At 64.4% G+C, this 26,942-nt stretch carries 30 protein-coding genes; 19 read left to right on the forward strand and 11 right to left on the reverse strand.

Going from position 1 to position 26,942, the window contains the following annotated elements:
* The first annotated feature begins 139 nt into the window (after positions 1 to 139).
* The 12 genes from KMZ68_RS05100 (at position 140) to KMZ68_RS05155 (ending at position 10,691) form a co-directional block, all read left to right on the forward strand.
* Positions 140 to 2,023, forward strand: a complete 1,884-nt coding sequence (locus KMZ68_RS05100) for a M3 family oligoendopeptidase (protein ID WP_215614784.1) — start codon at positions 140 to 142, stop codon at positions 2,021 to 2,023.
* A gap of 13 nt (positions 2,024 to 2,036) precedes the next feature.
* Positions 2,037 to 2,624, forward strand: coding sequence for a dioxygenase family protein (locus KMZ68_RS05105; RefSeq protein ID WP_215614785.1), 588 nt, complete (start codon positions 2,037 to 2,039; stop codon positions 2,622 to 2,624).
* A gap of 277 nt (positions 2,625 to 2,901) precedes the next feature.
* Positions 2,902 to 3,126, forward strand: a complete 225-nt coding sequence (locus KMZ68_RS05110; protein WP_215605024.1) for an AbrB/MazE/SpoVT family DNA-binding domain-containing protein — start codon at positions 2,902 to 2,904, stop codon at positions 3,124 to 3,126.
* A 13-nt stretch (positions 3,127 to 3,139) separates the two neighbouring features.
* On the forward strand, positions 3,140 to 3,544 hold the full coding sequence (locus KMZ68_RS05115) for a type II toxin-antitoxin system death-on-curing family toxin (protein WP_215614786.1): 405 nt from the start codon (positions 3,140 to 3,142) through the stop codon (positions 3,542 to 3,544).
* A gap of 97 nt (positions 3,545 to 3,641) precedes the next feature.
* A complete protein-coding gene (locus KMZ68_RS05120; RefSeq protein ID WP_215614787.1) occupies positions 3,642 to 3,794 on the forward strand; it encodes an aa3-type cytochrome c oxidase subunit IV in 153 nt (50 codons plus the stop codon).
* A 135-nt stretch (positions 3,795 to 3,929) separates the two neighbouring features.
* A complete protein-coding gene (locus KMZ68_RS05125) occupies positions 3,930 to 5,060 on the forward strand; it encodes a Re/Si-specific NAD(P)(+) transhydrogenase subunit alpha (protein ID WP_215614788.1) in 1,131 nt (376 codons plus the stop codon).
* A 145-nt stretch (positions 5,061 to 5,205) separates the two neighbouring features.
* Positions 5,206 to 5,523: a proton-translocating transhydrogenase family protein gene (locus tag KMZ68_RS05130; protein ID WP_215605028.1), complete on the forward strand. Its 318-nt coding sequence runs from the start codon at positions 5,206 to 5,208 to the stop codon at positions 5,521 to 5,523.
* Between the two features lie 43 nt (positions 5,524 to 5,566).
* Complete coding sequence (locus tag KMZ68_RS05135) at positions 5,567 to 6,964, forward strand: NAD(P)(+) transhydrogenase (Re/Si-specific) subunit beta (RefSeq protein ID WP_215614789.1); 1,398 nt, start codon at positions 5,567 to 5,569, stop codon at positions 6,962 to 6,964.
* Between the two features lie 19 nt (positions 6,965 to 6,983).
* A complete protein-coding gene (locus KMZ68_RS05140; protein WP_215614790.1) occupies positions 6,984 to 7,790 on the forward strand; it encodes an alpha/beta hydrolase in 807 nt (268 codons plus the stop codon).
* 43 nt (positions 7,791 to 7,833) lie between these two features.
* Complete coding sequence (locus KMZ68_RS05145; protein ID WP_249779524.1) at positions 7,834 to 9,255, forward strand: sodium:proton antiporter; 1,422 nt, start codon at positions 7,834 to 7,836, stop codon at positions 9,253 to 9,255.
* 52 nt (positions 9,256 to 9,307) lie between these two features.
* Positions 9,308 to 9,592, forward strand: coding sequence for a cupin domain-containing protein (locus KMZ68_RS05150; protein WP_215614791.1), 285 nt, complete (start codon positions 9,308 to 9,310; stop codon positions 9,590 to 9,592).
* Between the two features lie 190 nt (positions 9,593 to 9,782).
* Entirely contained in the window at positions 9,783 to 10,691 is a 909-nt protein-coding gene (locus KMZ68_RS05155) for a hypothetical protein (protein WP_371741414.1), read from the forward strand.
* Positions 10,692 to 10,698: 7 nt separating this feature from the next.
* Here KMZ68_RS05155 and KMZ68_RS05160 read toward each other — a convergent pair whose 3' ends face one another.
* The 4 genes from KMZ68_RS05160 to purE all read right to left on the reverse strand — a co-directional run bounded on the left by KMZ68_RS05160 (position 10,699) and on the right by purE (position 13,530).
* A complete protein-coding gene (locus tag KMZ68_RS05160; protein ID WP_249779525.1) occupies positions 10,699 to 11,214 on the reverse strand; it encodes a tetratricopeptide repeat protein in 516 nt (171 codons plus the stop codon).
* A gap of 241 nt (positions 11,215 to 11,455) precedes the next feature.
* Positions 11,456 to 11,761: a 30S ribosomal protein S21 gene (gene rpsU, locus KMZ68_RS05165; RefSeq protein ID WP_079564913.1), complete on the reverse strand. Its 306-nt coding sequence runs from the start codon at positions 11,759 to 11,761 to the stop codon at positions 11,456 to 11,458.
* Positions 11,762 to 11,935: 174 nt separating this feature from the next.
* On the reverse strand, positions 11,936 to 13,045 hold the full coding sequence (locus tag KMZ68_RS05170) for a 5-(carboxyamino)imidazole ribonucleotide synthase (RefSeq protein ID WP_215614793.1): 1,110 nt from the start codon (positions 13,043 to 13,045) through the stop codon (positions 11,936 to 11,938).
* Complete coding sequence (purE, locus tag KMZ68_RS05175; protein ID WP_215614794.1) at positions 13,042 to 13,530, reverse strand: 5-(carboxyamino)imidazole ribonucleotide mutase; 489 nt, start codon at positions 13,528 to 13,530, stop codon at positions 13,042 to 13,044. The genes KMZ68_RS05170 and purE overlap by 4 nt, the downstream gene beginning before the upstream one ends.
* A gap of 235 nt (positions 13,531 to 13,765) precedes the next feature.
* Here purE and KMZ68_RS05180 point away from each other — a divergent pair, with 235 nt between their 5' ends.
* Entirely contained in the window at positions 13,766 to 14,461 is a 696-nt protein-coding gene (locus KMZ68_RS05180; protein ID WP_215614795.1) for a GGDEF domain-containing protein, read from the forward strand.
* A 77-nt stretch (positions 14,462 to 14,538) separates the two neighbouring features.
* Here the strand turns inward: KMZ68_RS05180 and KMZ68_RS05185 are convergent, their stop codons facing one another.
* Together KMZ68_RS05185 and KMZ68_RS05190 are read right to left on the reverse strand one after the other, a co-directional pair.
* Positions 14,539 to 14,790, reverse strand: a complete 252-nt coding sequence (locus tag KMZ68_RS05185) for a hypothetical protein (protein WP_215605036.1) — start codon at positions 14,788 to 14,790, stop codon at positions 14,539 to 14,541.
* 28 nt (positions 14,791 to 14,818) lie between these two features.
* Complete coding sequence (locus KMZ68_RS05190) at positions 14,819 to 15,019, reverse strand: hypothetical protein (protein ID WP_215614796.1); 201 nt, start codon at positions 15,017 to 15,019, stop codon at positions 14,819 to 14,821.
* Positions 15,020 to 15,236: 217 nt separating this feature from the next.
* On the opposite strand from KMZ68_RS05190, the gene KMZ68_RS05195 reads away from it, so the two are divergent.
* Complete coding sequence (locus KMZ68_RS05195) at positions 15,237 to 15,614, forward strand: response regulator (RefSeq protein ID WP_215614797.1); 378 nt, start codon at positions 15,237 to 15,239, stop codon at positions 15,612 to 15,614.
* 63 nt (positions 15,615 to 15,677) lie between these two features.
* Here the strand turns inward: KMZ68_RS05195 and KMZ68_RS05200 are convergent, their stop codons facing one another.
* The gene (locus tag KMZ68_RS05200) at positions 15,678 to 15,884 is read right to left on the reverse strand and encodes a YdcH family protein (protein ID WP_029581811.1); all 207 of its coding nucleotides are present in this window, start codon (positions 15,882 to 15,884) and stop codon (positions 15,678 to 15,680) included.
* 236 nt (positions 15,885 to 16,120) lie between these two features.
* Here KMZ68_RS05200 and KMZ68_RS05205 point away from each other — a divergent pair, with 236 nt between their 5' ends.
* Positions 16,121 to 16,306, forward strand: coding sequence for a YdcH family protein (locus KMZ68_RS05205; protein WP_215605039.1), 186 nt, complete (start codon positions 16,121 to 16,123; stop codon positions 16,304 to 16,306).
* A 141-nt stretch (positions 16,307 to 16,447) separates the two neighbouring features.
* On the opposite strand, the gene KMZ68_RS05210 is transcribed toward KMZ68_RS05205, so the two are convergent.
* Positions 16,448 to 17,551 carry an NAD(P)/FAD-dependent oxidoreductase gene (locus KMZ68_RS05210; RefSeq protein ID WP_215614798.1) on the reverse strand — a complete coding sequence of 368 codons (1,104 nt, stop codon included), beginning with the start codon at positions 17,549 to 17,551 and terminating at the stop codon, positions 16,448 to 16,450.
* Between the two features lie 296 nt (positions 17,552 to 17,847).
* Between KMZ68_RS05210 and KMZ68_RS05215 the strand changes: the two genes are divergently transcribed.
* Both KMZ68_RS05215 and KMZ68_RS05220 read left to right on the forward strand, forming a co-directional pair.
* Complete coding sequence (locus KMZ68_RS05215) at positions 17,848 to 20,538, forward strand: sensor domain-containing protein (RefSeq protein WP_215614799.1); 2,691 nt, start codon at positions 17,848 to 17,850, stop codon at positions 20,536 to 20,538.
* A 129-nt stretch (positions 20,539 to 20,667) separates the two neighbouring features.
* Entirely contained in the window at positions 20,668 to 22,149 is a 1,482-nt protein-coding gene (locus tag KMZ68_RS05220; RefSeq protein WP_215614800.1) for a glycerol-3-phosphate dehydrogenase, read from the forward strand.
* A 16-nt stretch (positions 22,150 to 22,165) separates the two neighbouring features.
* Here the strand turns inward: KMZ68_RS05220 and KMZ68_RS05225 are convergent, their stop codons facing one another.
* From KMZ68_RS05225 to KMZ68_RS05235, 3 genes are all read right to left on the reverse strand, one after another.
* Positions 22,166 to 23,485, reverse strand: a complete 1,320-nt coding sequence (locus tag KMZ68_RS05225) for a tetratricopeptide repeat protein (RefSeq protein WP_249779526.1) — start codon at positions 23,483 to 23,485, stop codon at positions 22,166 to 22,168.
* Between the two features lie 142 nt (positions 23,486 to 23,627).
* Positions 23,628 to 24,053, reverse strand: a complete 426-nt coding sequence (locus KMZ68_RS05230; protein ID WP_215614801.1) for a rhodanese-like domain-containing protein — start codon at positions 24,051 to 24,053, stop codon at positions 23,628 to 23,630.
* Between the two features lie 96 nt (positions 24,054 to 24,149).
* Positions 24,150 to 24,818, reverse strand: a complete 669-nt coding sequence (locus KMZ68_RS05235; protein WP_215614802.1) for an ArsR/SmtB family transcription factor — start codon at positions 24,816 to 24,818, stop codon at positions 24,150 to 24,152.
* A 72-nt stretch (positions 24,819 to 24,890) separates the two neighbouring features.
* Here KMZ68_RS05235 and KMZ68_RS05240 point away from each other — a divergent pair, with 72 nt between their 5' ends.
* Entirely contained in the window at positions 24,891 to 25,631 is a 741-nt protein-coding gene (locus KMZ68_RS05240; protein WP_215614803.1) for an MBL fold metallo-hydrolase, read from the forward strand.
* 3 nt (positions 25,632 to 25,634) lie between these two features.
* Entirely contained in the window at positions 25,635 to 26,936 is a 1,302-nt protein-coding gene (locus KMZ68_RS05245) for an MFS transporter (RefSeq protein WP_215614804.1), read from the forward strand.
* Positions 26,937 to 26,942: the final 6 nt, after the last annotated feature.

Raw genomic sequence — 26,942 nt, forward strand, 5'->3', positions numbered from 1 at the left:
GGCTTTCCCCGCACGTTACAACTATCTGTCTCGAATCGGGGCACTCTCGCCGATGCCGATTAACGCCCGCTTAAACCTTGCCGTCCCGCATCCATTCCAAAGCCGCCATTTCTCCGGTTGAACACAGGTTTCCAGCAAGATGACCTCGCGCTCCTCGTCCGCCCTTCGCAAATCGACCGCTCAACGCAAATCGACCGCCACGAAATCCGCGGCCAAATCCAAGGTCGGGCCGAAGGCCGCAGCCAAGCCCGGCAAACTGCCGGAATGGAATCTGGCCGATCTCTATTCCGGGATCGACGCGCCTGAAATCGTCCGTGACCTGCAAAAGATGGATGCCGAATGCGTCGCGTTTGAGACCGACTACAAAGGCAAGCTCGCGGAAGGGGCGGCCAGGGACGACGGCGGCAAATGGCTTGCCGGAGCGGTCAGGCGCTACGAGGCGATCGACGATCTCGCCGGCCGCCTTGGGTCCTATGCCGGCCTGATTCATGCCGGCGACAGCGTCGATCCTGCGATCACGAAATTCTACGGCGACGTTTCGGAGCGGCTGACCAATGCGTCGGTGCATCTGTTGTTCTTCGCGCTCGAACTCAACCGCGTCGACGATGCGGTGATCGAACGCGCGATGGCGACGTCCGAACTCGGGCACTATCGCCCGTGGATCGAGGATCTGCGCAAGGACAAGCCGTATCAACTCGAGGATCGCGTCGAGCAGCTGTTCCACGAAAAATCCCAGAGCGGCTATGCCGCCTGGAACCGGCTGTTCGATCAGACCATCTCGGGACTGCGCTTCAAGGTCGGAGGCAAGGAACTGGCGATCGAGCCGACGCTGAACCTGCTGCAGGACCGCGCCCCGGCCAAGCGCAAGGCGGCGGGGCAGGCGCTGGCGAAGACCTTCAAGGCCAATGAGCGGACCTTTGCGCTGATTACCAATACGCTCGCCAAGGACAAGGAGATTTCCGACCGCTGGCGCGGCTTTGCGGATATCGCGGATTCCCGGCATCTCGCCAATCGCGTCGAGCGCGAGGTCGTCGATGCATTGGCGGGCTCGGTGCGATCGGCCTATCCAAAACTGTCGCATCGCTACTATCGGCTCAAGGCCGGCTGGTTCAAGAGGAAGAAGCTCGCGCACTGGGATCGCAACGCGCCGCTGCCGTTTGCCACCACCGGCAGCATCGCCTGGCCCGAGGCGAGGAACATGGTGCTGTCAGCCTATCGCGGCTTCTCGCCGGAGATGGCCGCGATTGCCGAGCGCTTCTTCACCGACCGCTGGATCGACGCGCCGGTGCGGCCGGGCAAGGCGCCGGGCGCGTTCTCGCATCCGACCACGCCGTCGGCGCACCCCTACGTGCTGATGAACTATCAGGGCAAGCCGCGCGACGTGATGACGCTCGCCCATGAACTCGGTCATGGCGTGCATCAGGTGCTGGCGGCGAAAAATGGAGCGCTGATGGCGCCGACGCCGCTGACACTGGCGGAAACCGCCAGCGTGTTCGGCGAGATGCTGACCTTCAAGCGGCTATTGGCGGAGACCAGCAGCGCCAGGCAGCGCCAGGCGCTGCTCGCCGGCAAGGTCGAGGACATGATCAATACCGTGGTGCGGCAGATCGCGTTCTATTCGTTCGAGCGCGCCATTCACACCGAACGGAAGAACGGCGAATTGACCGCCGAGCGGATCGGCGAGATCTGGCTCAGCGTGCAGGGCGAGAGCTTGGGACCCGCGATCGACATCCGGCCGGGCTACGAGAATTTCTGGATGTACATCCCGCACTTCATCCATTCGCCGTTCTACGTCTACGCCTATGCGTTCGGCGATTGCCTGGTGAACTCGCTCTATGCGGTCTATGAGAACGCGCAAGGCGGCTTTGCCGAGCGCTATCTGGCGATGCTGGCGGCCGGCGGCACCAAGCATTATTCCGAACTGCTGAAACCGTTCGGGCTCGACGCCAAGGATCCCAAATTCTGGGACGGCGGACTGTCGGTGATCTCGGGGATGATCGACGAGCTGGAAACCATGGGCTGACGAGGTCGCGCTCATGATCGACACGCCGACGCGACGCGCCGTACTCGGAGCGGGAGTGTTCGCGGCCGGTTCATGGCTCGCGATCGAAAGCGGCCTCGCTGAGGTTCCGCTTCCGCTCACGCCCGCCTGCCACGACGGCGACCAGGCAACATTGCGGCAGACCGAAGGGCCGTTCTTCAAGCCGTCCTCGCCGGAGCGGATCGAGTTGCTCGAAACGGGCATGGCGGGGCAGCCGATCGAACTGGTTGGCTTCGTGCTGTCCCGCGGCTGTAAACCGCACGCCGGGGCCTTGCTGGATTTCTGGCAGGCCGACGATAAAGGCCGGTATGACAATTCCGGCTTCCGCCTGCGCGGCCATCAGTTCACCGACCCCGAAGGGCGCTATCGACTGCGCAGCATTGTGCCCGGCGCCTATGCCGGCCGCACGCGTCATATCCATGTCAAGGTGCAGCCGCGCGGCGGCCGCGTGCTGACCACCCAGCTCTATTTCCCCGGCGAGTCGCAGAACCGTTCCGACGGCCTCTTTCGCCACGAGTTGCTGGTGCGCACGGCCAAGAACGCGGGATGGCTCGCCGGCCGGTTCGACTTCGTGCTCGATTAGGCGCTTCGGGTCAGCGTTTCCGGCGCCGATGAGCCGATCAATTGCCTGGGCTCGCCGTTCGCTCGAGCGTATCGGGTCCGGCCGCCGGTACCGCGCACGATTTTCGGGCGATGGCGCTGAAGCGTCCGAAACTGTTTCCGACCGCGACGCTGCCAGGTATTTTCGCGAGAGGCTTGGGCGAACGTAAAACGTTTGTTGAACAGACCAGCAAAGCATGTTATACAATTGTATAACGAGCTCGGCGGTAGCTGTGCCAACTTCAAAGAACAGGTTTCCAATGAAGATCGAAATCAAGAAGATCGGCAATTCCGACGGCCTTCTCTTGCCCCGCGAGTTGATGCAACGGCTTGACCTCAAGCGAGGCCAGGAACTGCACATCACCGAGCTCGCTGGAGGGGGATTTCAGGCGATGCCCTACGATCCCGACTTCGAGAAGACCATGGAAATCGCCGACCAGATTATGGACAAGTACAAGGACACGCTCGCGGCGCTTGCAAAATGACCGGGAGCGCCAGGTGAGCGAGCCGAAAGAGCCGCTTTGGGTCAGCTACGAGCAGGCCATCGCGATCCATAGCCGGCAGTTGCGTCGCTTCGGTGGAGCCCCCGGCCTGCGCGACGAAGGCATGCTTCGATCGGCCCTTGAACGTCCGATCAACAAATGGCGTTACGAACAATCGGACATGGCCGAACTTGCCGCTGCCTATGCATTTGGGCTGGCGAAAAACCACGCCTTTGTCGACGGCAACAAACGCATCGCTTTCATGGCCATGATGGTTTTCTTGCTCAAGAACGGCGTCCCCTTTGACCCTCAACCGGCGCACGCCACAGCGATCATCCTCTCCCTCGCCGCCGGCGAGGTCAGCGAGGAGAGCCTGACCCGCTGGATCAGGGACAACTGGCCGGCCGAGCCGGGCAAGTAACGGCCGCCGGAGGTGCACAAACCGCCGGTCGCCGTTGCCCTTCCGGGTGGTTTGCGGTAATTGCCACGCCAGAGCCGAAACCTGACTGGGGATACCGATGGCAGAGCATAGCGAAGTGGCCTACACGACCGCCGACGGCAACGATTATCCGGCCCATGAGCAGACCTATGAAGGTTTCATCATGCTGGTGAAGTACGGCACCGCTGCCGTCATCTTCATCGTGGCCATGATGGCGATTTTCCTGACCTGATCGCTGCCCGGTCGCCGCCACCCGGCGGCGATTGGAAAGACTGCCCGCCTTCCGGTCTCAAAACCGGGTATCCATCCTTGCGCAATAAGCGCTAGTTTGCTTGCGCAGCGTGCTGCTCGCGCCGCCGGAGGCCCCATGAAGATTGCCGTCGCCAAGGAAATCGATCCATCCGAGCCGCGGGTCGCCGCTTCGCCGGACACGGTGAAAAAATATAGGGCGTTGGGCGTCGATATCGCGGTCGAGCCGGGCGCGGGCATCAAGTCGGGCCTGCCGGATTCCGAATTCACCACGGCCGGCGCCACCGTCAGCGCCGACGCGCTGAAGGACGCCGACATCATCATCAAGGTGAAGCGGCCCGAAGCTTCCGAACTGGCCAGGTACAAGCGCGGCGCGCTGGTGATCGCCATCATGGACCCCTACGGCAACGACGCCGCGCTGAAGGCGATGGCGGAGGCCGGCATCTCGGCATTCGCGATGGAACTGATGCCGCGCATCACCCGCGCCCAGGTGATGGACGTGCTGTCGAGCCAGGCCAATCTCGCCGGCTACCGCGCCGTGATCGAGGCGGCAGAAGCCTTCGGCCGCGCCTTTCCGATGATGATGACGGCGGCCGGCACCATCCCGGCGGCCAAGGTGTTCGTGATGGGCGTCGGCGTTGCCGGCCTGCAGGCGATCGCGACCGCGCGGCGGCTGGGCGCCGTCGTCACCGCGACCGACGTGCGGCCCGCCACCAAGGAGCAGGTCGAAAGTCTCGGCGCCAAGTTCCTCGCGGTCGAGGATGAGGAATTCAAGAACGCCCAGACCGCCGGCGGCTACGCAAAGGAAATGTCGAAAGAGTATCAGGCCAAGCAGGCCGCGCTGACCGCCGAGCACGTCAAGAAGCAGGACATCGTCATCACCACGGCGCTGATCCCGGGCCGCCCGGCGCCGAAGCTCGTCAGCGCGGAAATGGTGAAGTCGATGAAGCCCGGCTCGGTGCTGGTGGATCTCGCCGTCGAGCGCGGCGGCAATGTCGAGGGCGCCAAAGCCGGCGAAGTGGTCGATACCGACGGCGTCAAGATCGTCGGCTATACCAATGTCGCAGGCCGCGTCGCGGCATCGGCCTCGAGCCTCTATGCGCGCAATCTGTTTTCGTTCATCGAGACCCTCGTCGACAAGGCCAGCAAGTCGCTCGCGGTGAACTGGGACGACGAACTGGTGAAGGCGACCGCGCTGACCAGGGACGGCACCGTCATTCATCCGAACTTCCAGCCGAAGAGCGCGTGAATGAGACCGCGTGATCAGCAATCGCTTCGTCATTCCGGGGTGCCTCGAACAGGCGAACCCGGAATCTCGACCGCAAGACAATCTCTGGATTCCGGGTTCACGCCTGCGGCGTGCCCCGGAATGACGAGCTAACAGGAGAGCCGCCATGGATCATATCGCGCAGGCCGTCGACCCCTTCGTGTTCCGGCTGTCGATTTTCGTGCTCGCCGTGTTCGTCGGCTATTTCGTGGTGTGGTCGGTGACCCCGGCGCTGCATACGCCACTGATGTCGGTGACCAATGCGATCTCCTCGGTGATCGTGGTCGGCGCGCTGCTCGCGGTCGGCGTTCCCATGATCTCAAGCGGCAGCGGCTGGGCGCGCGGGTTCGGCTTCGTCGCGCTGGTCTTCGCCTGTGTGAATATCTTCGGCGGCTTCCTTGTCACCCAGCGCATGCTGGCGATGTACAAGAAGAAGGCAAAGTGAGCGGCGTGCACCTCGGGGTGACGAAGACAATGGGGGACCTGAGATGAACGCCAATCTGGCTGCAGTACTGTATCTCGTGGCGGGTGTGCTGTTCATCCTGTCACTGCGGGGGCTGTCCAGTCCCGCCTCATCCCGCCAGGGCAATTTCTTCGGCATGATCGGCATGGCGATCGCGGTCGCGACCACGCTCGCGAGCCATCCGCCGGCGGACGGTCTTGCCTGGGTGCTGGTGATCCTAGGCGTCGCCATCGGTGGCGGCGTCGGCGCCGTGATCGCGCGCCGGGTGCCGATGACCTCGATGCCGGAACTGGTCGCGGCGTTTCACTCGCTGGTCGGCATGGCCGCGGTGCTGGTGGCGGCCGGCGCGTTCTATGCGCCCGAAGCCTTCGACATCGGCAAGCCCGGCCATATCCACGGCGCCAGCCTGGTCGAAATGTCACTCGGCGTCGCCATCGGCGCGCTGACCTTCACCGGTTCGGTGATTGCGTTCCTGAAACTGTCGGGCCGCATGAGCGGCGCGCCGATCATCCTCCCCGCGCGTCACCTCATCAATATCGCGCTCGGCGTGGCGCTGGTGGTGTTCATCGTCCGCCTCGTGATGTTCGGCAGCGCAGTCGACTTCTGGGTCATCACCATCATCGCGCTGGTGCTCGGCGCGCTCCTGATCATTCCGATCGGCGGCGCCGACATGCCGGTCGTGATCTCGATGTTGAACTCCTATTCCGGCTGGGCCGCCGCCGGCATCGGCTTCACGCTCGGCAATTCGGCGCTGATCATCACCGGTGCGCTGGTCGGCTCGTCGGGCGCGATCCTGTCCTACATCATGTGCCACGCGATGAACCGCTCCTTCATCTCGGTCATCCTCGGCGGCTTCGGCGGCGAGACCGCGGCCGCGGGCGGTGGCACCGGCGAAGTGCGCCCGGTGAAACTGGGCTCGGCCGACGATGCCGCCTTCATCATGAAGAACGCGCAGAAGGTCATCATCGTGCCCGGCTACGGCATGGCGGTGGCGCAGGCGCAGCATGCGCTGCGCGAGATGGCGGATCAGCTCAAGAAGGAAGGCGTCGAGGTCAAATACGCGATCCACCCAGTCGCGGGCCGCATGCCCGGCCACATGAACGTGCTGCTGGCCGAAGCCAACGTGCCCTATGACGAGGTGTTCGAACTCGAGGACATCAATTCCGAATTCGCCCAGGCCGACGTCGCCTTCGTGATCGGCGCCAACGACGTCACCAATCCGGCGGCCGAGGAAGACAAGACCTCGCCGATCTACGGCATGCCGGTGTTGCAGGTCTGGAAGGCCGGCACCGTGATGTTCATCAAGCGCTCGCTGGCCTCGGGCTATGCCGGCATCGACAATCCGCTGTTCTACCGCGACAACACCATGATGCTGCTCGGCGACGCCAAGAAGATGACCGAGAACATCGTCAAGGGGATGTAAGCTCAAACAACGAGAGCGCATGACCGTCCTGAAATGGCTCCTGATCGTCGTTTCGGTCGGCTATGTCGGCGGCCTCGCCGCCCTGTTCCTGCTGCAGCGGTCGTTCCTGTTTCCGATTCCGCAGGTCGCGCGCACGCCGCCGGCAGCCGCAGGCTTTCCGCAGGCCGAAGAACATCTGCTGACCACCGATGACGGCGAGAAGGTCATCCTCTGGCATGTTCCGGCCAGACCGGGACATCCGGTCGTGCTCTATTTCCACGGCAACGGCGATTTCCTCGCCGGGTTCTTCGGCCGCTTTCTCGACCTCATCGCTGACGGGACCGGCATCGTCGCGCTGTCCTTTCGCGGCTATGCCGGCTCGAGCGGACATCCGAGCGAGCAGGGGCTGCTGAGGGATGCTGCGGCGGCCTATTCCTTCACCACGGCGCGATACAGTGCCGACAGAATAGTCGCCTGGGGCTTTTCGCTCGGCAGCGGCGTGGCGGTGGCGCTGGCTGCGGAACAACCGGTCGGAAAACTGATCCTGGAGGCGCCTTACACCTCGACCGCGGATGTCGCCGCTTCGCTGCTTCCGATCTTCCCGATGCGCCTGATGATACGGGATCCGTTCCGCTCCGACCAGCGCATCGCGCGGGTAACGGCCCCCCTCCTGATCATGCACGGCGGCCGCGACTTCACGATCCCGACAGCCTTCGGCGAGCGCCTGTTTGCACTCGCCCATGAACCGAAGCGGTTCGTCCGGTTCCCCGAAGGCGGCCACAACGATCTCGACAGCTTTGGCGCGCTTGGAACGGCGCGACGATTCATCGGTGGTTCAAAGCTATGACGACAGTGGCTGCCGAACGCTCAAACTCCATGGATGCGATGGCATGAAAGCGCGGGGCCTGACGCTCGCCACTTCGGTACTCGTCATGCTGCCTCATGACGTGCACGCAGCCACGCTCGACGGCGCGGCCATGAAGTTGCCATTCGCGCTGCCCTTCGCCGGCCTGCTGCTGTCGATTGCGCTCGGGCCGCTGCTGTTTCCGAAACTGTGGCACGCCCACTATGGAAAGATCGCCGCGGCGTGGTCTGCTGCGGCGCTGGCGTCGATCGCGTGGCTGGCCGGCGGTTCGGTGATGCTGGCCGCGTTCGTTCACGCCATGCTGGGCGAATATCTCAGCTTCATCGTGCTGCTGTTCGCCCTCTACACCGTCGCAGGCGGCATTCTCGTCAGCGGCGATATCAGGGGCACGCCGTGGAATAATGCAGCCATTCTCGCGCTCGGCACCGCGATGGCCAGCATCGTCGGCACCACCGGCGCTGCCATGATCCTGATCCGGCCGTTGATCCGCGCCAATGTCTCGCGCCGATACAACGTTCACGTCATGATCTTCTTCATCATTCTCGTCGCCAATGTCGGCGGCGCATTGAGCCCGTTGGGCGATCCGCCGCTCTTCATCGGCTTTCTGAACGGCGTTGATTTCTTCTGGACCACCAGGAATCTCTGGATCCAGACCGCCATCGTCGCCGGGCTGCTGCTGGCGATGTTCGTCGCGTTCGACCTTTGGCGCTTTCGAAGTGAGCCGATCGACGGCCGGATCGAACCAGCAGACCCGGTTCGCATTCGCGGCTTCGTCAACGTCGTGCTGATAGCCGCCATCATCGGCTGCATCCTGCTGTCGGCCAGCTGGCGCCCGGGCGTTGCGGTCGATATTCTCGGCACCAGACTGCAGTTGCAGAATCTGATGCGCGACGGGCTGCTGGTCGCGATCGCATTGCTGTCGTTGTGGTGGACGCACGACGAGCATCGTGAGGCGAACGGGTTCACCTGGGAGCCGATCAGGGAAGTGGCCAAACTGTTCGCAGGCATCTTCACGGCCATTATTCCGGTGCTGGCCATGCTCGATGCCGGCCGGAACGGCGCCTTCGCTTGGCTTCTCACCGCGGTGACGGACCGCGGCGGTACCCCGCATGAGGTTGCCTATTTCTGGTACACAGGGGTGATGTCGGCGTTCCTCGATAACGCGCCTACCTATCTGTTGTTCTTCAAGCTTGCCGGCGGCGATGCGCGCGAACTGATGGGCGAGCTTGCTGGAACGCTGGCGGCGATTTCCATGGGCGCCGTCTATATGGGCGCGCTGACCTATATCGGAAACGCGCCAAACTTCATGGTCGCGGCCATCGCGGCCGAACGCGGGATCAGGATGCCGAGTTTCTTCGGCTATCTGCTGCGGGCCGGCGCAATCCTGGTACCTCTGTTTCTGCTGCTGACCTTGCTGCCGGTCGCGCCTGTTCTCAAGCTGCATTGAGTGCGGTATGGATGCCTGAAAGTCTGTCCGCCGCGACTTGGAGAACCCAACGATGATCAGCGCCAAATCGGACGTTCAGGTCGATACCCCGGAGGTCCGCGTCACCGAGTGGCGGTTGGCACCGGGCAGCGCCACCGGCCATCACACCCACGGGATGGATTATGTCATCGTTCCCGTGACCTCGGGCGAAATGACCATCGTGGCGCCCAACGGCGACCGCTCCAAGGCGCAGCTCGCGGTAGGCAAATCCTATTTCCGCAAGGCCGGCGTCGAGCACGACGTGCTCAACGAGACCTCAAGCGAAATCGTGTTCCTGGAAGTCGAGCTGAAGCCTTAGGCCCTCGCCCCGGGGCGAGGGGACTGGCGGGCCTGGCACCGACCTGAGCCGCTTTGCGATCCCCGGCCGGCTGACGCGGCTGTGAACGGATTGTTGCGCCGGATCAGCCGATTGCCACCGATCTGTCGCAGTTGATCCCTTAATGCGCCTCAAAGTTCCCGCATCAAAACCGGTGCGGGGAGTTGCCGGCATGCTGAAGAAGTATCTGACGAAGTTTGCGGTGGACATTCTGCCGTCGGTGGCGGCGACCGTCATCGGGGCTTACATCGTCAATCATTACATCGTGGCCAAACCAAGCGCGGACACCCCGGCCGCCGTGGTTTCGACTGCAGCTCCCGAGGCTGCAAAGGCGGACGCCAAGGCAGACGCCAAGTCATCTGCTACGACATCCGCCAAGGCTTCTCCCAAGGCGCCCGAGGCATCCTCCGATCTCGCCAACGTCCGGGGGCCCGGCGTGACGGCGAAGGGGATTTCCGAAAAAGCCATCCTCGAGAAGACCGCCGCTGAAAAGCCTGCAGAAAACATCGTCGAAAAGCCGACGGAGACCGCCGCGATCCCGGTCGAGCCGCGGCGGCATCAGCCTGCGCCGCGCGAAAGGACCGTCGCGAAGACCGCGCCGGCCCCGGCTGTCGCGCCGGTGGTGTCGGCGCCTGCCACGCCTCCGCCGGCTGACGCCGCGAGCGCTGCCGACGAGCGCCGCGACGCCAACGATCTTGCGCGCGCCGCGATCGATCGGCTGCGCGGCAGCAACGAAGCTTCGCCACGGGTCCAGGATGCCGCGCGTGCGCCGGAAGCCGTCCGCACCCCGGATGCGCCCCGCGTTGCGCCCGCGGTCCGGCCGCTGCCGCCGCCGATCATGGTTTCCGCGCCGCCCCCCAACGAGACGCTCGATGCGCAGGCCGCCTCCTCGCCGAGGCCGCCATATGGGGCCGCGGGAAGCGACGATCCGGGCCGCCCGACACCGCCGGCCGAGATCCCCTCGCGGCCGCTCGATCTGCGCGCCGAAGCCACCGGGCCGGCGGTCCGCGAACGCACCACGGTTGCCGAAGACGTGCTGTCGGCGGCCAAATCGGTGTTCCACGCGGTATTGCCGAAATAGTTCCGGTCTAGCCGCCGAGGCGCGCCAGGCCGGTTCGCGCGGCTTCGTCCTTGGGACGGATGGCCAGCGCCCGGGCATAGGAGGCCTTGGCCTTGTCCTTGTCTCCGAGGCGCTCATAGGCCAGCCCCCGCGTGCTCCAGGCCTGCGCGTTCTGCGGGTCGGCCTGCACGGCCTCGTCGAGATCGGCCGCGGCTTCCTTGAACCTTTCCATGGCGATGTAACTGATCGCGCGGCCGAGCAATGGTTCGGCCCGCTGCGGCGTCAGCCCGTTGGCCGAGCTGAAATCGTCGATCGCCAGTTGATGCTGCCGTTGCCGCTGGTAGAGCAGGCCACGGTTGTACAGCGCTTCCGCATGGTGAGGATCGATCGCGATCGCCTTGCCGAACTCAGCCAGCGCCTCTTCGGTTTTTCCAGACTTTGCCAGCGTCTGCGCCCGCGCGGTGGCGGCCTGCGCGTCGCCGGCGCCGGTCTCCGCCGGGGCCGCCTTCGCAGGCGCCTCCTTCTCCGGCGACGATGACCACAAACTCAGATCGAAGGAGCATCCACAAAGGGTAATGGCGAGCACCGCGATCAGCGCCGATGTGCGGCTGCCGGAACGCGCAATTTCGGAAAATACAAAAGGCGCCGGAATGACCATTTTTGCAGAATACTCGCGCGGCTAGTGCAGCATTGGTAGCTCGCCGCGCCGGAAAATGCATTGACCAAAAACAACAACGCGGACCCAAGGGCCCGCGCTGTCGGATTCGATTCGGTGGTTTTTCGGCTCAGCGCGGTCCGCGCGGACCGGCGCCCGGGCCGCCACGGCCACCAGCACCGCCGCGCTCTGCGCCGGGACCGGCGCCGAACACCGGCTTCGGCTTCATCGGCAGCAGGCCTTCGCGCTGCAGCTTCTTGCGGGCCAGCTTGCGCGCGCGGCGCACGGCTTCGGCCTTTTCACGGGCCTTCTTTTCGGAGGGCTTTTCGTAATGGCCGCGGAGCTTCATCTCGCGGAAGATACCCTCGCGCTGCATCTTCTTCTTCAGCGCCTTGAGGGCTTGATCGACATTGTTATCGCGAACGAGAACCTGCACGCGGCATCCTCTTTCAATTGGTCGGATTTGAATTCTGGTAAAGCGAAAGACTGGCGAAAGGCCAAGCCCTTAACCCTGAGCGCGCGGATGTATCAGACAAAGCCGGCAATGTCCACCGGCGGGACCCCGAATGAGCCGGGTTTGCGGAGCCAAATCAGCCTTTTTTGATCCCGATCAGCCGGTTTTGGGCGGTACGGCGCCGACCAGCGTCACATGCCCCATCTTGCGGCCCGGCCGCGCCGGGCCCTTGCCGTAGAGATGCACGGTCGCGCCGGGCACGGTCAGCCACCGCTCGTAGTCGTTGATATCGTCGCCGATCAGGTTGGTCATGGTCACCGGGCCGTGGCGGACCGGCTTGCCGAGCGGCCAGCCGGCGATGGCGCGGATATGCTGCTCGAACTGCGAGATCGTCGCGCCGTCGAGCGTCCAGTGCCCGGAATTGTGCACCCGCGGCGCAATTTCGTTGACCAGAACCTGCGGCCCGGCCGCTCCCTGCACCACGAACATCTCGACACCCAGCACGCCGACATAGTCGAGCGCGCTGGCGATCTTCTCGGCGATGCCGCGCGCTTCTGCCGCCAGCGCTTCCGGGATATCGGCCGGCGCGCGCGAGATCTTCAGGATGTGATCGCGATGTTCGTTTTCGGTGACGTCGTAGCATTCAACCGCACCGTCGGCCGAACGCGCGGCGATCACGGAGATCTCGCGCTCGAACGGAATGAAGGCTTCGAGGATCGCAGATTTGGTGCCGAGGTCCTGCCAGACCTGGACGACATCGTCGCCCTCGCGGATGATGGCCTGACCCTTGCCGTCATAGCCGAAGCGGCGGGTTTTGATGACGGCGGGAAGCTTGATGCGCGCGATGGCGGCGCGCAGGGTTTCGATCGAGCAGACATCGGCGTAGTCGGCCGTGGCGATGCCGAGCTTCTTTACGAAGTCCTTCTCGATCAGCCGGTCCTGCGTGGTTTCCAGGATCTTCTGCGCCGGCAAAACCGGACGCCGCGCCGCCAGCACCATCGCGGTCGCGGCCGGCACGTTCTCGAATTCGTAGGTGATGACGTCGACATCGCCTGCGAACAGTTCCAGCGCCTCGACATCGGCATATTCGGCGCAGGTCGCGTTCAGCACCACATCGAACGCCGGCGAATCAGGGTCCGGCGAAAACACCTGGCAGCGCAGCCCGAGCCGCGCCGCCGCCATGGCCAGCATCCGGCCCAATTGTCCGCCGCCGAGAATTCCGATGGTGTCGCCGGGCTTCAGCTTCACCCGATGTGAGGCCGTCACGCAGAACCCTCCGGGCGCGCGGCCACCGCCTCGGCCTGCGCCTTGCGCCAGGCCGCCAGTCTTGCCGCCAGCGCCGGGTCGTTCAGCGCGAGGACGCTGGCCGCGAGCAGCGCGGCGTTGATGGCGCCGGCCTTGCCGATCGCCAGCGTCCCGACCGGAACGCCCGCGGGCATCTGGACGATGGAATAGAGCGAATCGACTCCGGACAACGCCTTGGATTCGATGGGAACGCCGAACACCGGCAGTTCCGTCAGCGATGCGGCCATGCCCGGCAGGTGGGCAGCACCTCCGGCGCCGGCGATGATGATCCTGAAACCGGAGGCCTTGGCGCCCTTGGCAAAGGCGAATAGCCGGTCCGGGGTGCGGTGCGCCGAGATAATCTGCTTGTCGCAGGCAACCCCGAGGGCTGTGAGCGTCTCGGCGGCATGGCGCATGGTTTCCCAGTCGGACTGGCTTCCCATGATAATGGCGACGGGGGCGGTCATGAGGTCAATTCTTTTCGGGAATCCAAAAACATAGGCCGGATTATAGGATCGGCCCGAGGTCTGGCCAAGGCGTGGCAAGGGGTCCGGAATGGACTATCCTGTCTTGGTGAATTCCGGCAAGCCTTCTTAAAGCATGATCCCGAGAAGTGGATACCGGTTTTCGGAAAAGATCATGCGCAAGACAACCAACCAGGGGCCCGATTCAGTGAAGCTGGATCAGGCCCCGAGGATGCCCATGAAGAAGAAAACCAGGGCGACGGCTCCGGGCCCCGCGAAACGCCGCAAAAGCAGCGCGGCGGGACGCAAGGCCGCCCCAAAGCGCACCAGGGCGGCGAAGGTAACGGCGTCGCTGCCCCGGCTTTCGGCCGCGCCCGACGATGCCAGACTGACGATCCGCCGGCTCCGGGCCCAGCTCGCCAAGGCCCTGGCGCGAATCGAGGAACTGCAGACTTCCGCCGATATCGACTTCCTGCTGGATATTCCCAACCGCCGCGGCTTCGAGCGCGAGCTCCATCGCTCGATCGCCTATATCAAGCGCTATCATGCCAGCGGCGCGCTGATCGTGCTCGACGTCGATCGCCTGAAGCCGATCAATGACGCCTTCGGGCACGCTGCGGGGGATCAGGTGTTGAAGGCCGTGGTGTCGGCGTTGTTGAGCCAGGTGCGCTCGTCCGACGTGATCGGGCGGCTGGGCGGCGACGAGTTCGCGCTGTTGCTGTGGAACCTGAGCGAGACCGATGCGAGGGCCAAGGCAGCCGCACTGGAGCAGGCCGTCGACCGGCTCAGCTTCACCTTTCGCGGCCGCACCATCACGGCCGGCGCGTCGGCAGGCGTCGCCATTCTCGGGCCGCATGCGGAAGCCGGCCGGGCGCTGGAAGAAGCCGACAGCGCGATGTATGTGCGCAAGGCACAGCGGCGGCACGAAACGTAATGCGATAAGCTGCGGCTAACCCTGATTTTGCTCGTGTTCTCGTCGCAAAACCGGTTCCGGCTTTTGCGGAATACGCGCTACAGCCCGCTCAGATCGTCCGGCACGCTGCCGAATTTCCGGATCAATTGAGCGTCGCCGAATTCGCCGATCATGGGATCGCCGGTGCGGCTGAACGCGACCGCGCCGATCGAGCCTGCGACCCGCGACAAGGCTTCCGCGCGCCGCAACGCGCCCGACGAACTCTGGCATTCTTCCGCCGCACCCGCGACCGGCGAACCGGTGTCGTCCTGCAGGAAGGGCATCGCAACGTAATAGGTGACATCGGCCATCGGAGTCGCTCCGGCTTCGGTTGATCGCTCAGGCGGCGTCGCTGTTGGTGCGCGGCGCGCAGCCGCATGCGACCGCCGCCTGCAGTTCCTGCAATTCCGTTTCCAGATATTCGTTCGCCATGATCAGCGCCTTGATCGTGCTGCGCAGGTTTCCGTCGCACATGGCGATCGCCTGGTCGCAGGCCTGTTCGTAACGATCGATATCGGGCAGGGCAGCAGATTCGGACATGGCGAAATTCCCGGTCTGTTGAGGGGCGGCGGGAATGTTCCTATTTTGTTCTCATCGAGTCAAGCTGCTCCTGATGGGGCGGTCGGCGGTTTTCCACTGCACCCTGCCGAGGACAGGGCGAGCACGGCACCGCCAGCGGTGGCGCGGTTCGGAAGTCCGGTGCGGGAACGAAAACAATATCCAGCGCTTAATGGCTTATTCGTAAGGAGTGGGACGTATGGGTCTGGCCGAAACCAGAACAATCGTGGTGCTGATCGTCGAGGACGAGTTTCTGCTGAGAATGGACGCGACCGACATGGTCAGGGCAGCCGGGTTCGAAGTTCTCGAAGCCGCCAATGCCGACCAGGCGATCGAAATTCTCGAAACCCGTCCGGACATCAAGGTCGTGTTTACCGACATCCAGATGCCCGGCTCGATGGACGGGTTGAAACTCGCCCGCGCGGTCAGGGGCCGCTGGCCTCCGATCAAGATCGTCGCCACCTCCGGCCACCACCTTGTCGGGGAAAGCGATCTGCCCGAAGGCGGCCGGTTCCTGCCAAAGCCCTACAGCCCGAACCAGGTGACGGGCGTGCTGCGCGAGTTGATGGGTGGGTGAGTGAGCGCCGTTCCGGCGAACGTTGCCTGTTCCGGAACACGTCGCGCGTTCCGGAATGACGGGCTACGCGATGATGTCGGGCGTGATCTGGTCTTCGATGAACGCGATGCGGTCGCGCAGCTGCAGCTTGCGCTTCTTCAGCCGCTGCAGCCGCAACAAATCCGGCGCGGGCGACTGATGCAGCGCGTCGATCGCCGCGTCGAGGTCGCGGTGCTCCTGCTGCAGCCGTGCGAGTTCGGTTTCGAGCTCGCGCTCATCTTCGTCGGTCATGGTGTACGTTAACTGAAAAACGCGATGAGGTTGCGAAAGGTTAGGGAAGCCGCTGGGAGAATATCCTCCTTGCCGGTCCCTCGCGCAAGCGGGCGCGGTTCCCTACTCACGATTGGTTACACATGGCTGCGAAATATGAGCGCAGGATTTTGATTTCCATCGACAGCTTCCCCGGCTCGTGTACACTTCCTCGTCCGGATCGAATCTGAGGTCTCATTCAACCGAGGAGGTTTCGTATGGCAATTCAGGCGCATCTCGTTGAACTTGAACGGAAACACAAAGTTCTTGAAAACGAATTGCATGAAGCTCTCGTACACCTTTCAACGGACGACCTGCGAATTGTCGAACTGAAGCGCCGGAAATTGATGGTCAAGGACGCGATCGAGCGGTTGAGGCATACCGCGGGCGAAACGCTGCACTAGCCTCGCCGCCGCAGCCTCGGAATATCCCACCATTATCTCGGGATGAGCGCGGTAGCGCTCACCCCTGAGTTGTTTTCGGATGAGTTGTCTTCGGGAGCAGGTTGCTTTCGCGCGACGTCGCCGAAGCTACGCGGCAAAAGCTCATACCCCTGCCAGTTCGCCGACATGGTCCGCGATCGCCAGCGAGGAAGTCAGCCCCGGCGACTCGATCCCGAACAGATTGATCAGCCCGGCGACGCCGTGATCCCGTGGGCCCTGGATCAGGAAATCCTGCGAGGCCACCGCCGGCGGCACGATCTTCGGCCGGATTCCGGAATAGCTCGGCATCAGCGCGCCGTCAGGCAGCGTCGGCCAATACCGCCGGATCGCCGGGTAAAATCGTTCGGCCCGCGCCGGATCGACGGCGTAGTCGATAGCATCGATCCATTCCACGTCGGGACCGAACCGGGCCTGGCCGGCCATGTCGAGGGTGAGATGGACGCCGAGCCCGCCGGGCTCGGGCACTGGATAGATCAATCTCGAAAACGGCGCCCGCGCGCTGCAGCTGAAATAGTTTCCCTTGGCGAGATAGGCCGGCGGTATCAGGCCGATCGGCATGCCGTCGATGCTGCGCGCGACCGCGGACGCGCCGAGCCCCGCGGCATTGATGAGAAGCCCGCATTCGAGGCCGATCGGCGCGTCGCCGCCGGCGTCGAGTTCGATTCCGCCCGCCGTCACCCTGGCGCGCAGCAGCGGTGTATGGAACGCGAACGCCGCGCCGGCATCCTCGGCGTCGCCGCGCAATGCCAGCATGTAGGCGTGGCTGTCGACGATGCCGGTGGAAGGCGAGAGCAGGGCGGCGTCGCAGTTCAGCGCCGGCTCCAGGGCTCGCGCGGCATCGCCCGAGAGGGTTTGCATATCGGCGACGCCGTTGGCCTCGGCATGCGCCCGGATCGACTGCAGCTTTTCGGTCTCCTTCGGGGTGGTTGCGACGATCAGCTTGCCGCAATTGCGATGGGGAACGCCGTGCTCCCGGCAATATTCATAGAGCGCCCGCCGGCCGCTGACGCACATCCGCGCCATCAGGCTGCCGGCCGGATAGTAGATGCCGGCGTGGATCACTTCGCTGTTGCGGGAGGAGGTGACGGTGCCGATGCCTTCGGCGGCCTCCAGCACGATTACCTCGCGGCCCGCCTGCGCCAGCCGCCGCGCGACGGCGAGGCCGATCACCCCCGCCCCGATTACAACGCACTCAACCTTGTCCATTCGAAAATCTGATCCGCAAGTTGCCGGCCCTTCGACCCCGTGTGCGCCCTTGTGGACGGCCGCGCGTCCGCGATCAATCTCGCCGGCCGATCATCGCCCGGTTGAGGCGATGTTCACGGGGAACCCGTTGAATTCGTGTCGGAATGCTTGCCAGGCCGCGCTCCGTTAGTGAAGCATTAATCATGTCAGGGCAATTGCCGTAATTTAAGTCACATTTTTGGGTTGTAAGGGTAGACGTTTACCCGATCCAAACCCGTCAGGTTAGACACTCCGCCGCAGAAATCCGCGGGTGACTGATGGCTGACAAGAATTGGCAGGCAGGCGGCAAAATTCTGATTCCTGCGTGGGCCGTCGCTTGCGCAGCCGTCGCTGTGCCGTCCGCATCCGCTTGGGCCGCATCCGGTGACTTTGCGCCGCCGAGTTACGTCGGCTCCGCCGATCCCAGCATGATCTGGGAACTGCTGATCGGCGGCATCGTCATCGCGTCCTTTCTCGCCGCGATCGCGTTGTGGGTGCATTCGGCGCTGCGCAAGGTCAAGCGTGCGCAGTTGCGCAGGAATGCCTTCGTCAGCTCGGCCCTGAACAACCTCAGCCAGGGCGTGATGATGACGGATGCGCAGAACCGCGTCGTCTTCTGCAACGATCGCTTTCTCGAGATCTATGGGCTGACGCGTGCCGATATCCGAAAGGACATGACCGGGCGGGACCTGATCGAACTGAGGCGGCAGCGCGGGCAGCTTACCGCCAGCTTCGAGGAATTTGTCCGGCAGGCTCGCCAGCCGGATGGCCATGTCGCTGAACTGCCCAACGGACGGGCGGTCATCGCCAAACTGTTTCAGCTGCCGAACGGAGGGACGGTCGGAACCCACGAGGATTGCAGCGAGCAGCGCAAGCTTTCGCGGCAGCTTGCTTCGACCAAGCAGTTCCTGGAATCGGTGCTCGACAATGTCCCGGTCTGTGTCGCCGCCAAGAATATCGATGACGGCCGCTACATCTTCGCCAACCGCGCGTTCGAACGGTTCTCGCGCTTTTCCCGCGACCATATCATCGGCAAGCGCGCCGATGAGATTTTCCGCCCCGAGACGACGGCAAGCATAGAGTCGGCGGACCAGGCGGCGCTCAACTCGCCCGAGGGGCAGTTTCGCAGCGAATTTGCGGTCGAGCGCGGCTCGGAGAAGCGCGTTCTCTCGAGCGTCCGCGTGGTCGCGCGCGACGACAAGAACCGGCCGGAATTCCTGATCGCATTGTTCGACGACGTCACCGACCGCCGGTCGCTTTCCAAGGAGCTCGAGAACACCAAGAAATTCCTCGAACTGGTGGTCGACAACATTCCGGTGTCGCTGATCGTCGAGCGCGTCAGCGACGGGCGATATCTGCTGGCCAATCGCAGCGCCGAGACCATTCTCAACCGGCGGCGCGAGGACGCCACCGGATTGACGGCAGCCGATATCTTCAATCCGAGGGAAGCCAAGCTGATCATCGCGCGCGACGAGGCCGCGATCAGGAAGCGCGGCCTGCTCACCGAGGAACATCCGATTTCCACCAAGGACGGGTTGCGGCTGTTCCTGACGCGCCGCATGACGGTGCTCGACGATGCCGGCGAGCCGCAATACCTGATCAAGACCCATGAGGACGTCACCGACCGCCGCCAGACCGAGTCGCGGATGGCACATATGGCGTATCATGACGGCCTGACCGACCTGCCGAACCGCGCCGCCTTCCTGCAGGCGCTGGCGCAGATGATCGAGGCCTGCGCAGGCACAGATGAGGAATTCGCGGTGCTGTCGGTCGACCTCGACGGCCTCAAGGAAATCAACGACGTGTTCGGCCATGCAGTCGGCGACAAGCTCCTGATCGAAGTAGCGCGCCGGATCCAGGACTCGGCGCGCGGCGGTGTCGTCGCCCGGCTGTCCGGCGACGAGTTCGGAATGATCATCGACGGCAAGCAGCCGGTCGCCGGGATGCTGCTGGCCGAACAGCTTGCCGAGGCGCTGTCCAGCGAATTCCTGATCGACGGCAAATCGGTGCGTACCGGCTGCACCACCGGCATCTCGATCTTCCCGCATAACGGAGCGGACGCGGCTTCCCTGCTTGCCAATGCCGGTGCGGCGCTGTTCCGCGCCAAGGCGAAATCTCGCGGCTCGATCAGCATCTACGAGCCCGAGATGGACCAGCAGATCCGCGATCGCCGGGTGCTGCACCAGGACCTGTCGGTGGCGATCAGGAACGGCGAACTCTCGCTGCATTATCAGCCGCAGGCGATGGCGCACCAGACCGTCGCCGGCAGCAAGGTGATCGGCTTCGAGGCGCTGGCGCGGTGGATGCATCCGGTGCGCGGCTTCGTTTCGCCGGGCGATTTCATCCCGCTCGCGGAAGAAAGCGGGCTGATCGTCGAAATGGGCGAATGGATCCTGCGCGAGGCGTGCCGCGAGGCCGCCTCCTGGCCGATGCCGCTGCAGATAGCGGTCAACCTGTCGCCGGCGCAGTTCATGCACGGCGACGTGGTCGGCCTCGTGCACTCGATCCTGCTCGAAACCGGTCTCGCGCCGGGCCGGCTCGAACTGGAAATCACCGAGGGCGTGCTGATCGAGGATTTCGATCGCGGCCTGGCGCTGCTGCGGCGGCTGAAGACGCTCGGCGTGAGGGTGTCGATGGACGATTTCGGCAGCGGCTATTCCTCGCTGAGCTACCTGCAGGCGTTTCCGTTCGACAAGATCAAGATCGACCGCGACTTCGTCATCAATCTCGGGCGAAATCCGCAATCGGCCTCGATCGTGCGCGCCGTGATCGGTCTCGGCCACGGCCTCGAAATGTCGATCGTCGCCGAGGGCGTGGAAACCCAGGAGCAGCTTGCTTTCCTCGCCGATTCGGGCTGCGACGCGGTGCAGGGCTATTTCCTGGGCAGGCCCGCGCCGATCGGCCAGTATGCCGCGCTGGTCGGCCGCAACCTCGGCGATACGATGGAGCCCACGCGCAAGACCGGCTAGAGCTTCTGTTCTGATTGAATCGGAATCGAGGCGCGATCTTGTCGTTTGACGCATTTTCTTTATGCGAACCGGTATCCATCCGGCATCAAGTGCGGGACAGGCTCCGCCTGAAAACGCTATAGCTTGCGCATGGCGGATTACGATCTTGCTGTCATCGGCGGAGGTTTGAACGGCGTCAGCATCGCGCGCGACGCCGCCGGACGCGGCTTGCGGGTGATCCTGCTGGAGCAGGGCGACCTCGGCGCCGGCGCATCCCAGGCCTCGCCGCGGCTGATCCATGGCGATCTGTCGGTGCTGGAGCGCCGGGCGTTCTTTCGCGTGCGGGCGGCGCTGAAAGAGCGCGATACCTGGCTGCGGACCGCGCCGCATCTGGTGCGCCCGACCCGCTTCGTGATCCCCGCCCATTCCGACGGGCGTCAGCCCTGGGTGCTGCGAGCGTGGCTCTTGCTCTACGACCGCCTTGCCTCGCGCCCGCGCCTGCCGGCGTCGGCGACGATCGATATCACCCACCATCCGTACGGCAACGCGCTGCAGCGGCCGATCGGCACCGCGTTCGAATATTCCGACTGTATGGTCGACGATTCCCGGCTGGTGGTCCTCAACGCCGTCGATGCCGCGGAGCGCGGCGCCGTGATCCGGACCGGCGCGCGCTGCGTCCGCGCCGACCGGCTCGATATCTGGCGGCTGGCGGTGATCGATCGCGGTCACCGCCAGGTGATCACGGCGCGCGCCCTGGTCAATGCGGCCGGCGCCTGGACCGCATCGGTGGCGGAAACCGTGTTGCGCATGCCGCCGCCTCGCGTCGGCACGGTCCAGATCAGCCAGATCGTGGTCAGGCGGCTGTTCGATACCGACAATGTCTATGTTTTCCAGAACAGCGACCGTCGGCTGATCTTCGCAAGCCCCTATGAACGCGATTTCACGCTGATCGGCACCGTCGGCCACGCCTTCAGGGGCGACCCGGCGATCGTGTCGATGGCCGCGGGCGATGTCGCCTATCTCTGCGACGCCGCCAACCGGTATTTCCGCGAGCGGCTCGAGCTGGTCGATGTGATCAGGACCGTGTCCGGCGCCAACCTGGTGGCGGGACCGGCGCGCGATGGCGCGATGGCGTTCGACCGCCCGCGCGGCAAGGCGCCGCTGGTGACGATCTTCGGCGGCGACGTCACGACCTCGCGGTTGCGCGCGGAGCGCGCGGTGTCAAAGCTCACGCCGTTCTATCCGATGTCGCCGCGCTGGACCGCGAAGACGCCGCTGCCGGGCGGCGACTTTGCCTGGGAGCGCTTTGACGCCGAGGTCGATGCGGCCATGGAGCGCTGGCGGTTTCTCGCCGAGCCTCAGGCCCGGCGCATGGTCGCCGCCTATGGCACGCGCCTCAACATGGTGCTCGGCGACGCCAAAGAGCGGACCGATCTCGGTCCGGCCTTTGGGCCGGAACTGACCGCAGCCGAGGTGCGCTATCTCATGGCCAAGGAATGGGCGCGCTTCCCGGACGACATTCTGTGGCGGCGCTCGAAACTCGGCCTCACCATGCCGTCGGCGGATCGCGACGCGCTGGCGGCGTTCATGGCCGCCAAGGAATCATGCAAGGCTTCGTGCAAGGCATCGTGAATCCCGGGATACGGGCTCAGGACGGCGCCGCTGGCCGGGCTTCCTGCAACCAGCCTTGGTCGCGCCTCGACGGCCTGCGGTGCAGCCGCTCGGAGATCATCCGCGCTGCCCTGTCGCCATGTCCGGCGCGCAGGCACGCCACGATGAAAGTGTCCTCCCATAATTCGCGCTGGGCATGGCTGCCGCCGATCCGCACCAATTCGGGCATCAGCGGTTCGAGGATGCGGACGGCGCGCTCATGATCGCCTTCGGCGAAAGCCTGCATGCCGCGGCAGAGGCCGATCGCGCCGGGGCCCGGGGCGAGCCTGCCGTCGGCCGCGCGCGCTTCCATTTGCGTCAGCCTCTTCTGCAAGGCGTCGGGGCTGGTTGCCGCCGCCGCCAGCGCATAGTGAACATCGGCAAAATGGGCGCCCGCCTGGGGAAAGAATCGATCACCATAGGCGATCACTTCGCGCCAGTGCGGCGCCAGCCCCGGCTGGCCGGCCAGCGAGAGCCGCCACAGCAGCGACGCCGTATCCGTCAACACGTTGAGAGGCGGGTACGGCGAACCGGCCGGCCTGATCTGCCGCCGGTAGATATCAAGCGCAGCGTCCGGATCGCCGGCTTCGATCGCGGTCAGCGCGACGTGCCAGCACAGATGGCCATGCAGGAAGCTCGCCTGTTCATGCGTCTTCAGCCAGGACGAAAGAAACGCGCGGCCGGTTTCCGGCTCGCCCTGTTCGAACAGTGCATGGGAAAGCCCGTGCGCGGCATTGGCGTTGGCAGGCCGCAGCGGAAAAGCCCGTTCGGTCAGCGTGCGGCCGATGCCGGCATCGCCGGCTTCGGTATGCGACCAGCCGAGATAGGTCAGGAACCACCAATCTTCGCCGTAATGGCTGGCGTGACGCTGACAGATCGCGAGCTTCGCCGCGTCATGGTCGGCGCGGCCGGAAAAGGCATAGAGGCCGAACGCGCCGAGCAGTAGCGAGAGGATCAGGGCGTCGCGCGGAAACTCATCGAGATGCTGTTCGGCGCCCGACAATGCCGCTTTCGACTGCCCTTCGATGGTTGCCGCCATGATCTCGACGTGCCGCCGCTCGCGCGGACTTGCCGCGGCCGCCAGCTGCCGGGCGCGCGCCGCGCCGGCGCGGGCCTCGGCGATCTCCATGTTCATCTGGTGAATGCGGGCGCGTGCGGCATGCGCGAGCGCGAAATCGGGATCTTCGGCAATGGCGCGGTCGAAGGCGGCGTCGGCGCCGTTCCAGGCCGCCAGCATGCAGTCGACGCCATCACGATAGAATGCCGCGGCGCGGTCGGACCCGGTGGTCAGCGGCAGGTCATAGCGGTCCCGGTTCATTTTCTCTCCCCGCGAAACAAACATCGGAATGTATTGCAGCACGAGACCGGCTGACTGTGAACCCCGGAGGAGTCGAGGCGAGCGGCGGCGGCTGCCAAGAGCCGGTTGAGACGCGCCCTCATTCAAGTTGCCGCCTCGGTTCTCAGGGTTTGTAGGCGGCGTCCCTCTTCCATCCGTCGAAACCGGATTGCAGTACGAGGACATTGTCGCGTCCCGCAACCCGCAGCGCGAATGCGGCCTGGGCGGAGAGGCTGCCGGTGTTGCAGAACAGGATGACCTTCTTGTCTTTGGGGATTTCGTCGATGCGGCTGAGCACCTCGCGCCATTCGATATTGCGCGCGCCCGGGATCGAGCCTGCGGCGAATTGTGCGCCATCGCGCGTGTCGATGAACACAATGCTATCGAAAATTTCCTTCGAAAGCTGCTGCGGCACAATGATGCCCGCCTCATAGGGAGCGAACTCCATGTAATCCTGCATGGCCTTGACGGCCGGGCTCCCGGCAAAGGCCGGACTGAACAGGAGCGTCGCGCCCAGCAGGGCTGCCGACATGCGGTTTGCAAAGGTCATAACGCTCGCTCCTTGTTGCAATGATCCTGGATGCTGGTTGGCGCCATCGCTTTCGCGCGGTGTGGCGTCAACGGCATCTGTTGGGTGTCGCCTTGTTCAGGCCACGGCTTCGGTCGGTAAACCCGCAGCCTTCCATTCGGGATAGCCATCCTCGAGCCGACGGACGAGATAGCCTCGCGCGCGCAGCGCTGCGACCGCCTCGAACGAGAGAACGCAATAAGGACCGCGGCAATAGGCAATGACCTCGCGGTTCGCCGGAAGCTCACTCAACCTCTGTTCCAGCTTGCCAAGCGGGATATTCAACGCGCCGGGAAGATGCCCGAGCGCAAACTCGTCCTCGGGACGTACGTCGAGGACGGTGACAAGGCCATCGCGCAGCCGGGAGACCAAATCCTCTCTCGACACAGCCTCCAGCGCGTCGCGAGCACGGAAGTAGTCGGTCATGATGCGACTGACTTCGGCTACGTTGCGCTCGCCGACACGCCCGAGCGCCCGCATCAGGTCCACCACCTCATGGTCGCCGGCGAGCCGGTACAGCACGTGCTTGCCACGACGCTCGGTGTCGACGAGGCGCGCGCGCCGAAGGATTTGCAGGTGCCGCGAGGTGTTGGCGAAGCTCAGATTGGCCCGTGCGGAAAGCTCTTCAACGCTGCGCATGCCCTGGGCGATGTGCTCCAGCAACTCCAGCCGGTGAGGGTGGCCGAGCGCCTGCGCCACTTCCGCCAGGCCGGCAAAGATCGCTTGTTTAGGTCCGACGCTTGACACGGCTTCCCCTCAATGAAACATTCAACTGAATGATTGAATGTATTTACCTCGGGGAACTCAGGAGCGCAAGCCATGATCATCCGGCAATTCCTGCACCATGAGCCCGTCGGCATCTCCTATCTGTTCGGCTGCGGCGGACGCGCGGCCGGTGCGGTCGTCGATCCCGTCGGCGAGGTCGAGCCCTACCTGCGTGCTGCAGAGACCGCCGGGATGCGCATCCTCTTTGTCATCGACACCCACGTTCATGCCGACCATCTCTCGGTGGGGCGGCAACTCGCCGAGGCGGCCGGTGCGGAATATGTGCTCGGGGCGCGCGCGGAAGTTTCATTTCCGTTCAGGGCAGCGCGCGACGGAGAGGAGCTTCCGCTCGGCAACGTCATTGCGAAAGTGCTGCACACGCCGGGCCACACCCCGGAACACATCTGTATTCTCGTGAGCGATCGCACCCGGGCCGACGAGCCCTGGTTCGTGCTGACCGGACACACTTTGATGGTCGGCGACCTCGGCCGCACGGAACTCGCCGTCAGCGCCGAGCAGGGCGCAAAGGACCTGTTCCACAGCGTGGGACGGCTGAAGGCATTGCCGGACTATGTTGAGGTTCTGCCCGGCGCCTATGCCGGCTCGGTGTGCGGCCGGCGTCTGAGCGGCAAGCCCTGGTCGACCATCGGCTTCGAGCGACGCTACAACGAGGCGTTCAGGATCGGAGAGCAGGCCGAGTTCATCCGTTTCATGCTCGCCGAGATTCCGCCGGCTCCGCAAAAGGCGGCCGCGCTGAGGGCAGCGAATTCCGGTGCAACGGCCGCGGCAGCCTGACCGATGAGCGAATCGCCATCGAGTTCACAGCCGACGGGCTCGCGTGTCAGGCTCGGGCTCAAGGAGAATTGGCGGCAGTTTGCGCTGCTCATCCTGATCAATGCCTTTGTCGGCGGCATGGTCGGGATCGAACGAACGGTCGTGCCGCTGATCGGATCGGAAGAGTTCGGCATTGCCTCGACGACGATCGTGGTATCCTTCATCGTCAGCTTCGGCGTGATCAAGGCCCTTGCCAATCTCGTTTCCGGGCAGCTCGCCGATAACTGGGGCCGCAAGCGTGTCCTCATCCTCGGCTGGCTGGTCGGGCTGCCCGTTCCTTTCATGATCATGTGGGCCCCGAGTTGGGGATGGATCATTGCGGCCAATGCGCTGCTCGGCATCAATCAGGGGCTTGCCTGGTCGATGACGGTGATCATGAAGGTCGATCTGGTCGGGCCGAAGTCGCGCGGCCTTGCGGTCGGCCTCAACGAGTTCGCCGGCTATCTCGCCGTAGGTGTCACGGCGTTCCTCACCGGCTATCTCGCCTCCCGATACGGTCTTCGGCCGGTGCCGATCTATCTCGGTATCGGCTATGCGGTCCTGGGGGCCTTGCTGTCGATCGCGCTGGTCCGCGACACGCGTGAACACGTTCGGCTCGAAGCCGCCGGGTCTTCAAAGCCACCGACTTCGATGAGCTTTCGTGAAATCTTCGTCCTCACCTCGTTCCGGGACCGCAATCTCTTCGCCGCGTCGCAGGCCGGTCTCGTCAATAACCTCAACGACGGCATGAGCTGGGGCATCTTCCCGCTGTTCTTTGCCTCCTTCGGCCTCGGCGTCGAGCGCATCGGCGTTCTGAAGGCGATCTATCCCGCGACATGGGGAATCCTGCAGGTCGCCACCGGTCCCTTGAGCGATCGCTGGGGCCGCAAGGGCCTGATCGTCGCCGGCATGTGGATCCAGTCAGCCGGCCTGTTCCTCACCGCCGCGACGTGCCAATACCAATGGTGGCTGGTCGGCAGCCTTCTGCTCGGACTCGGAACGGCGATGGTCTACCCGAGCCTGATTGCGGCCGTCTCCGACGCCTCGCATCCGACGTGGCGGGCGCGCTCGCTCAGCGTCTACCGCTTTTGGCGCGACCTCGGCTATGCCATCGGCGCGCTCTCGGCGGGTATCATCGCCGATATTTTCGGGATGGCGTGGGCGATCGGGGCAATCGCCGCACTGACGTTTCTTTCCGGTGTCGTCGTGGCCGTGCTGATGCGCGAGCGTGCGAGCCTCTCTCTTGATCTTGCGCAAGATCCAAAACCCCTCGGTCAATTAAAATAGCAATTT

It is taken from the genome of Bradyrhizobium sediminis, assembly GCF_018736105.1.
GTDB lineage: Bacteria > Pseudomonadota > Alphaproteobacteria > Rhizobiales > Xanthobacteraceae > Bradyrhizobium.

Coding starts and splice junctions, on each gene's coding strand:
- KMZ68_RS05145 (WP_249779524.1), top strand. CDS start 7,834: ATGAAAGCGCGGGGCCTGACGCTCGCCACTTCGGTACTCGTCATGCTG.
- KMZ68_RS05245 (WP_215614804.1), top strand. CDS start 25,635: ATGAGCGAATCGCCATCGAGTTCACAGCCGACGGGCTCGCGTGTCAGG.
- KMZ68_RS05210 (WP_215614798.1), bottom strand. CDS start 17,551: ATGGACAAGGTTGAGTGCGTTGTAATCGGGGCGGGGGTGATCGGCCTC.
- KMZ68_RS05205 (WP_215605039.1), top strand. CDS start 16,121: ATGGCAATTCAGGCGCATCTCGTTGAACTTGAACGGAAACACAAAGTT.
- KMZ68_RS05195 (WP_215614797.1), top strand. CDS start 15,237: ATGGGTCTGGCCGAAACCAGAACAATCGTGGTGCTGATCGTCGAGGAC.
- KMZ68_RS05105 (WP_215614785.1), top strand. CDS start 2,037: ATGATCGACACGCCGACGCGACGCGCCGTACTCGGAGCGGGAGTGTTC.
- KMZ68_RS05185 (WP_215605036.1), bottom strand. CDS start 14,790: ATGGCCGATGTCACCTATTACGTTGCGATGCCCTTCCTGCAGGACGAC.
- KMZ68_RS05225 (WP_249779526.1), bottom strand. CDS start 23,485: ATGAACCGGGACCGCTATGACCTGCCGCTGACCACCGGGTCCGACCGC.
- purE (WP_215614794.1), bottom strand. CDS start 13,530: ATGACCGCCCCCGTCGCCATTATCATGGGAAGCCAGTCCGACTGGGAA.
- KMZ68_RS05190 (WP_215614796.1), bottom strand. CDS start 15,019: ATGTCCGAATCTGCTGCCCTGCCCGATATCGATCGTTACGAACAGGCC.
- KMZ68_RS05180 (WP_215614795.1), top strand. CDS start 13,766: ATGAAGAAGAAAACCAGGGCGACGGCTCCGGGCCCCGCGAAACGCCGC.
- KMZ68_RS05135 (WP_215614789.1), top strand. CDS start 5,567: ATGAACGCCAATCTGGCTGCAGTACTGTATCTCGTGGCGGGTGTGCTG.
- KMZ68_RS05140 (WP_215614790.1), top strand. CDS start 6,984: ATGACCGTCCTGAAATGGCTCCTGATCGTCGTTTCGGTCGGCTATGTC.
- KMZ68_RS05125 (WP_215614788.1), top strand. CDS start 3,930: ATGAAGATTGCCGTCGCCAAGGAAATCGATCCATCCGAGCCGCGGGTC.
- KMZ68_RS05110 (WP_215605024.1), top strand. CDS start 2,902: ATGAAGATCGAAATCAAGAAGATCGGCAATTCCGACGGCCTTCTCTTG.
- KMZ68_RS05220 (WP_215614800.1), top strand. CDS start 20,668: ATGGCGGATTACGATCTTGCTGTCATCGGCGGAGGTTTGAACGGCGTC.
- KMZ68_RS05155 (WP_371741414.1), top strand. CDS start 9,783: ATGCTGAAGAAGTATCTGACGAAGTTTGCGGTGGACATTCTGCCGTCG.
- KMZ68_RS05215 (WP_215614799.1), top strand. CDS start 17,848: ATGGCTGACAAGAATTGGCAGGCAGGCGGCAAAATTCTGATTCCTGCG.
- KMZ68_RS05100 (WP_215614784.1), top strand. CDS start 140: ATGACCTCGCGCTCCTCGTCCGCCCTTCGCAAATCGACCGCTCAACGC.
- KMZ68_RS05200 (WP_029581811.1), bottom strand. CDS start 15,884: ATGACCGACGAAGATGAGCGCGAGCTCGAAACCGAACTCGCACGGCTG.
- KMZ68_RS05130 (WP_215605028.1), top strand. CDS start 5,206: ATGGATCATATCGCGCAGGCCGTCGACCCCTTCGTGTTCCGGCTGTCG.
- KMZ68_RS05120 (WP_215614787.1), top strand. CDS start 3,642: ATGGCAGAGCATAGCGAAGTGGCCTACACGACCGCCGACGGCAACGAT.
- KMZ68_RS05230 (WP_215614801.1), bottom strand. CDS start 24,053: ATGACCTTTGCAAACCGCATGTCGGCAGCCCTGCTGGGCGCGACGCTC.
- KMZ68_RS05240 (WP_215614803.1), top strand. CDS start 24,891: ATGATCATCCGGCAATTCCTGCACCATGAGCCCGTCGGCATCTCCTAT.
- KMZ68_RS05150 (WP_215614791.1), top strand. CDS start 9,308: ATGATCAGCGCCAAATCGGACGTTCAGGTCGATACCCCGGAGGTCCGC.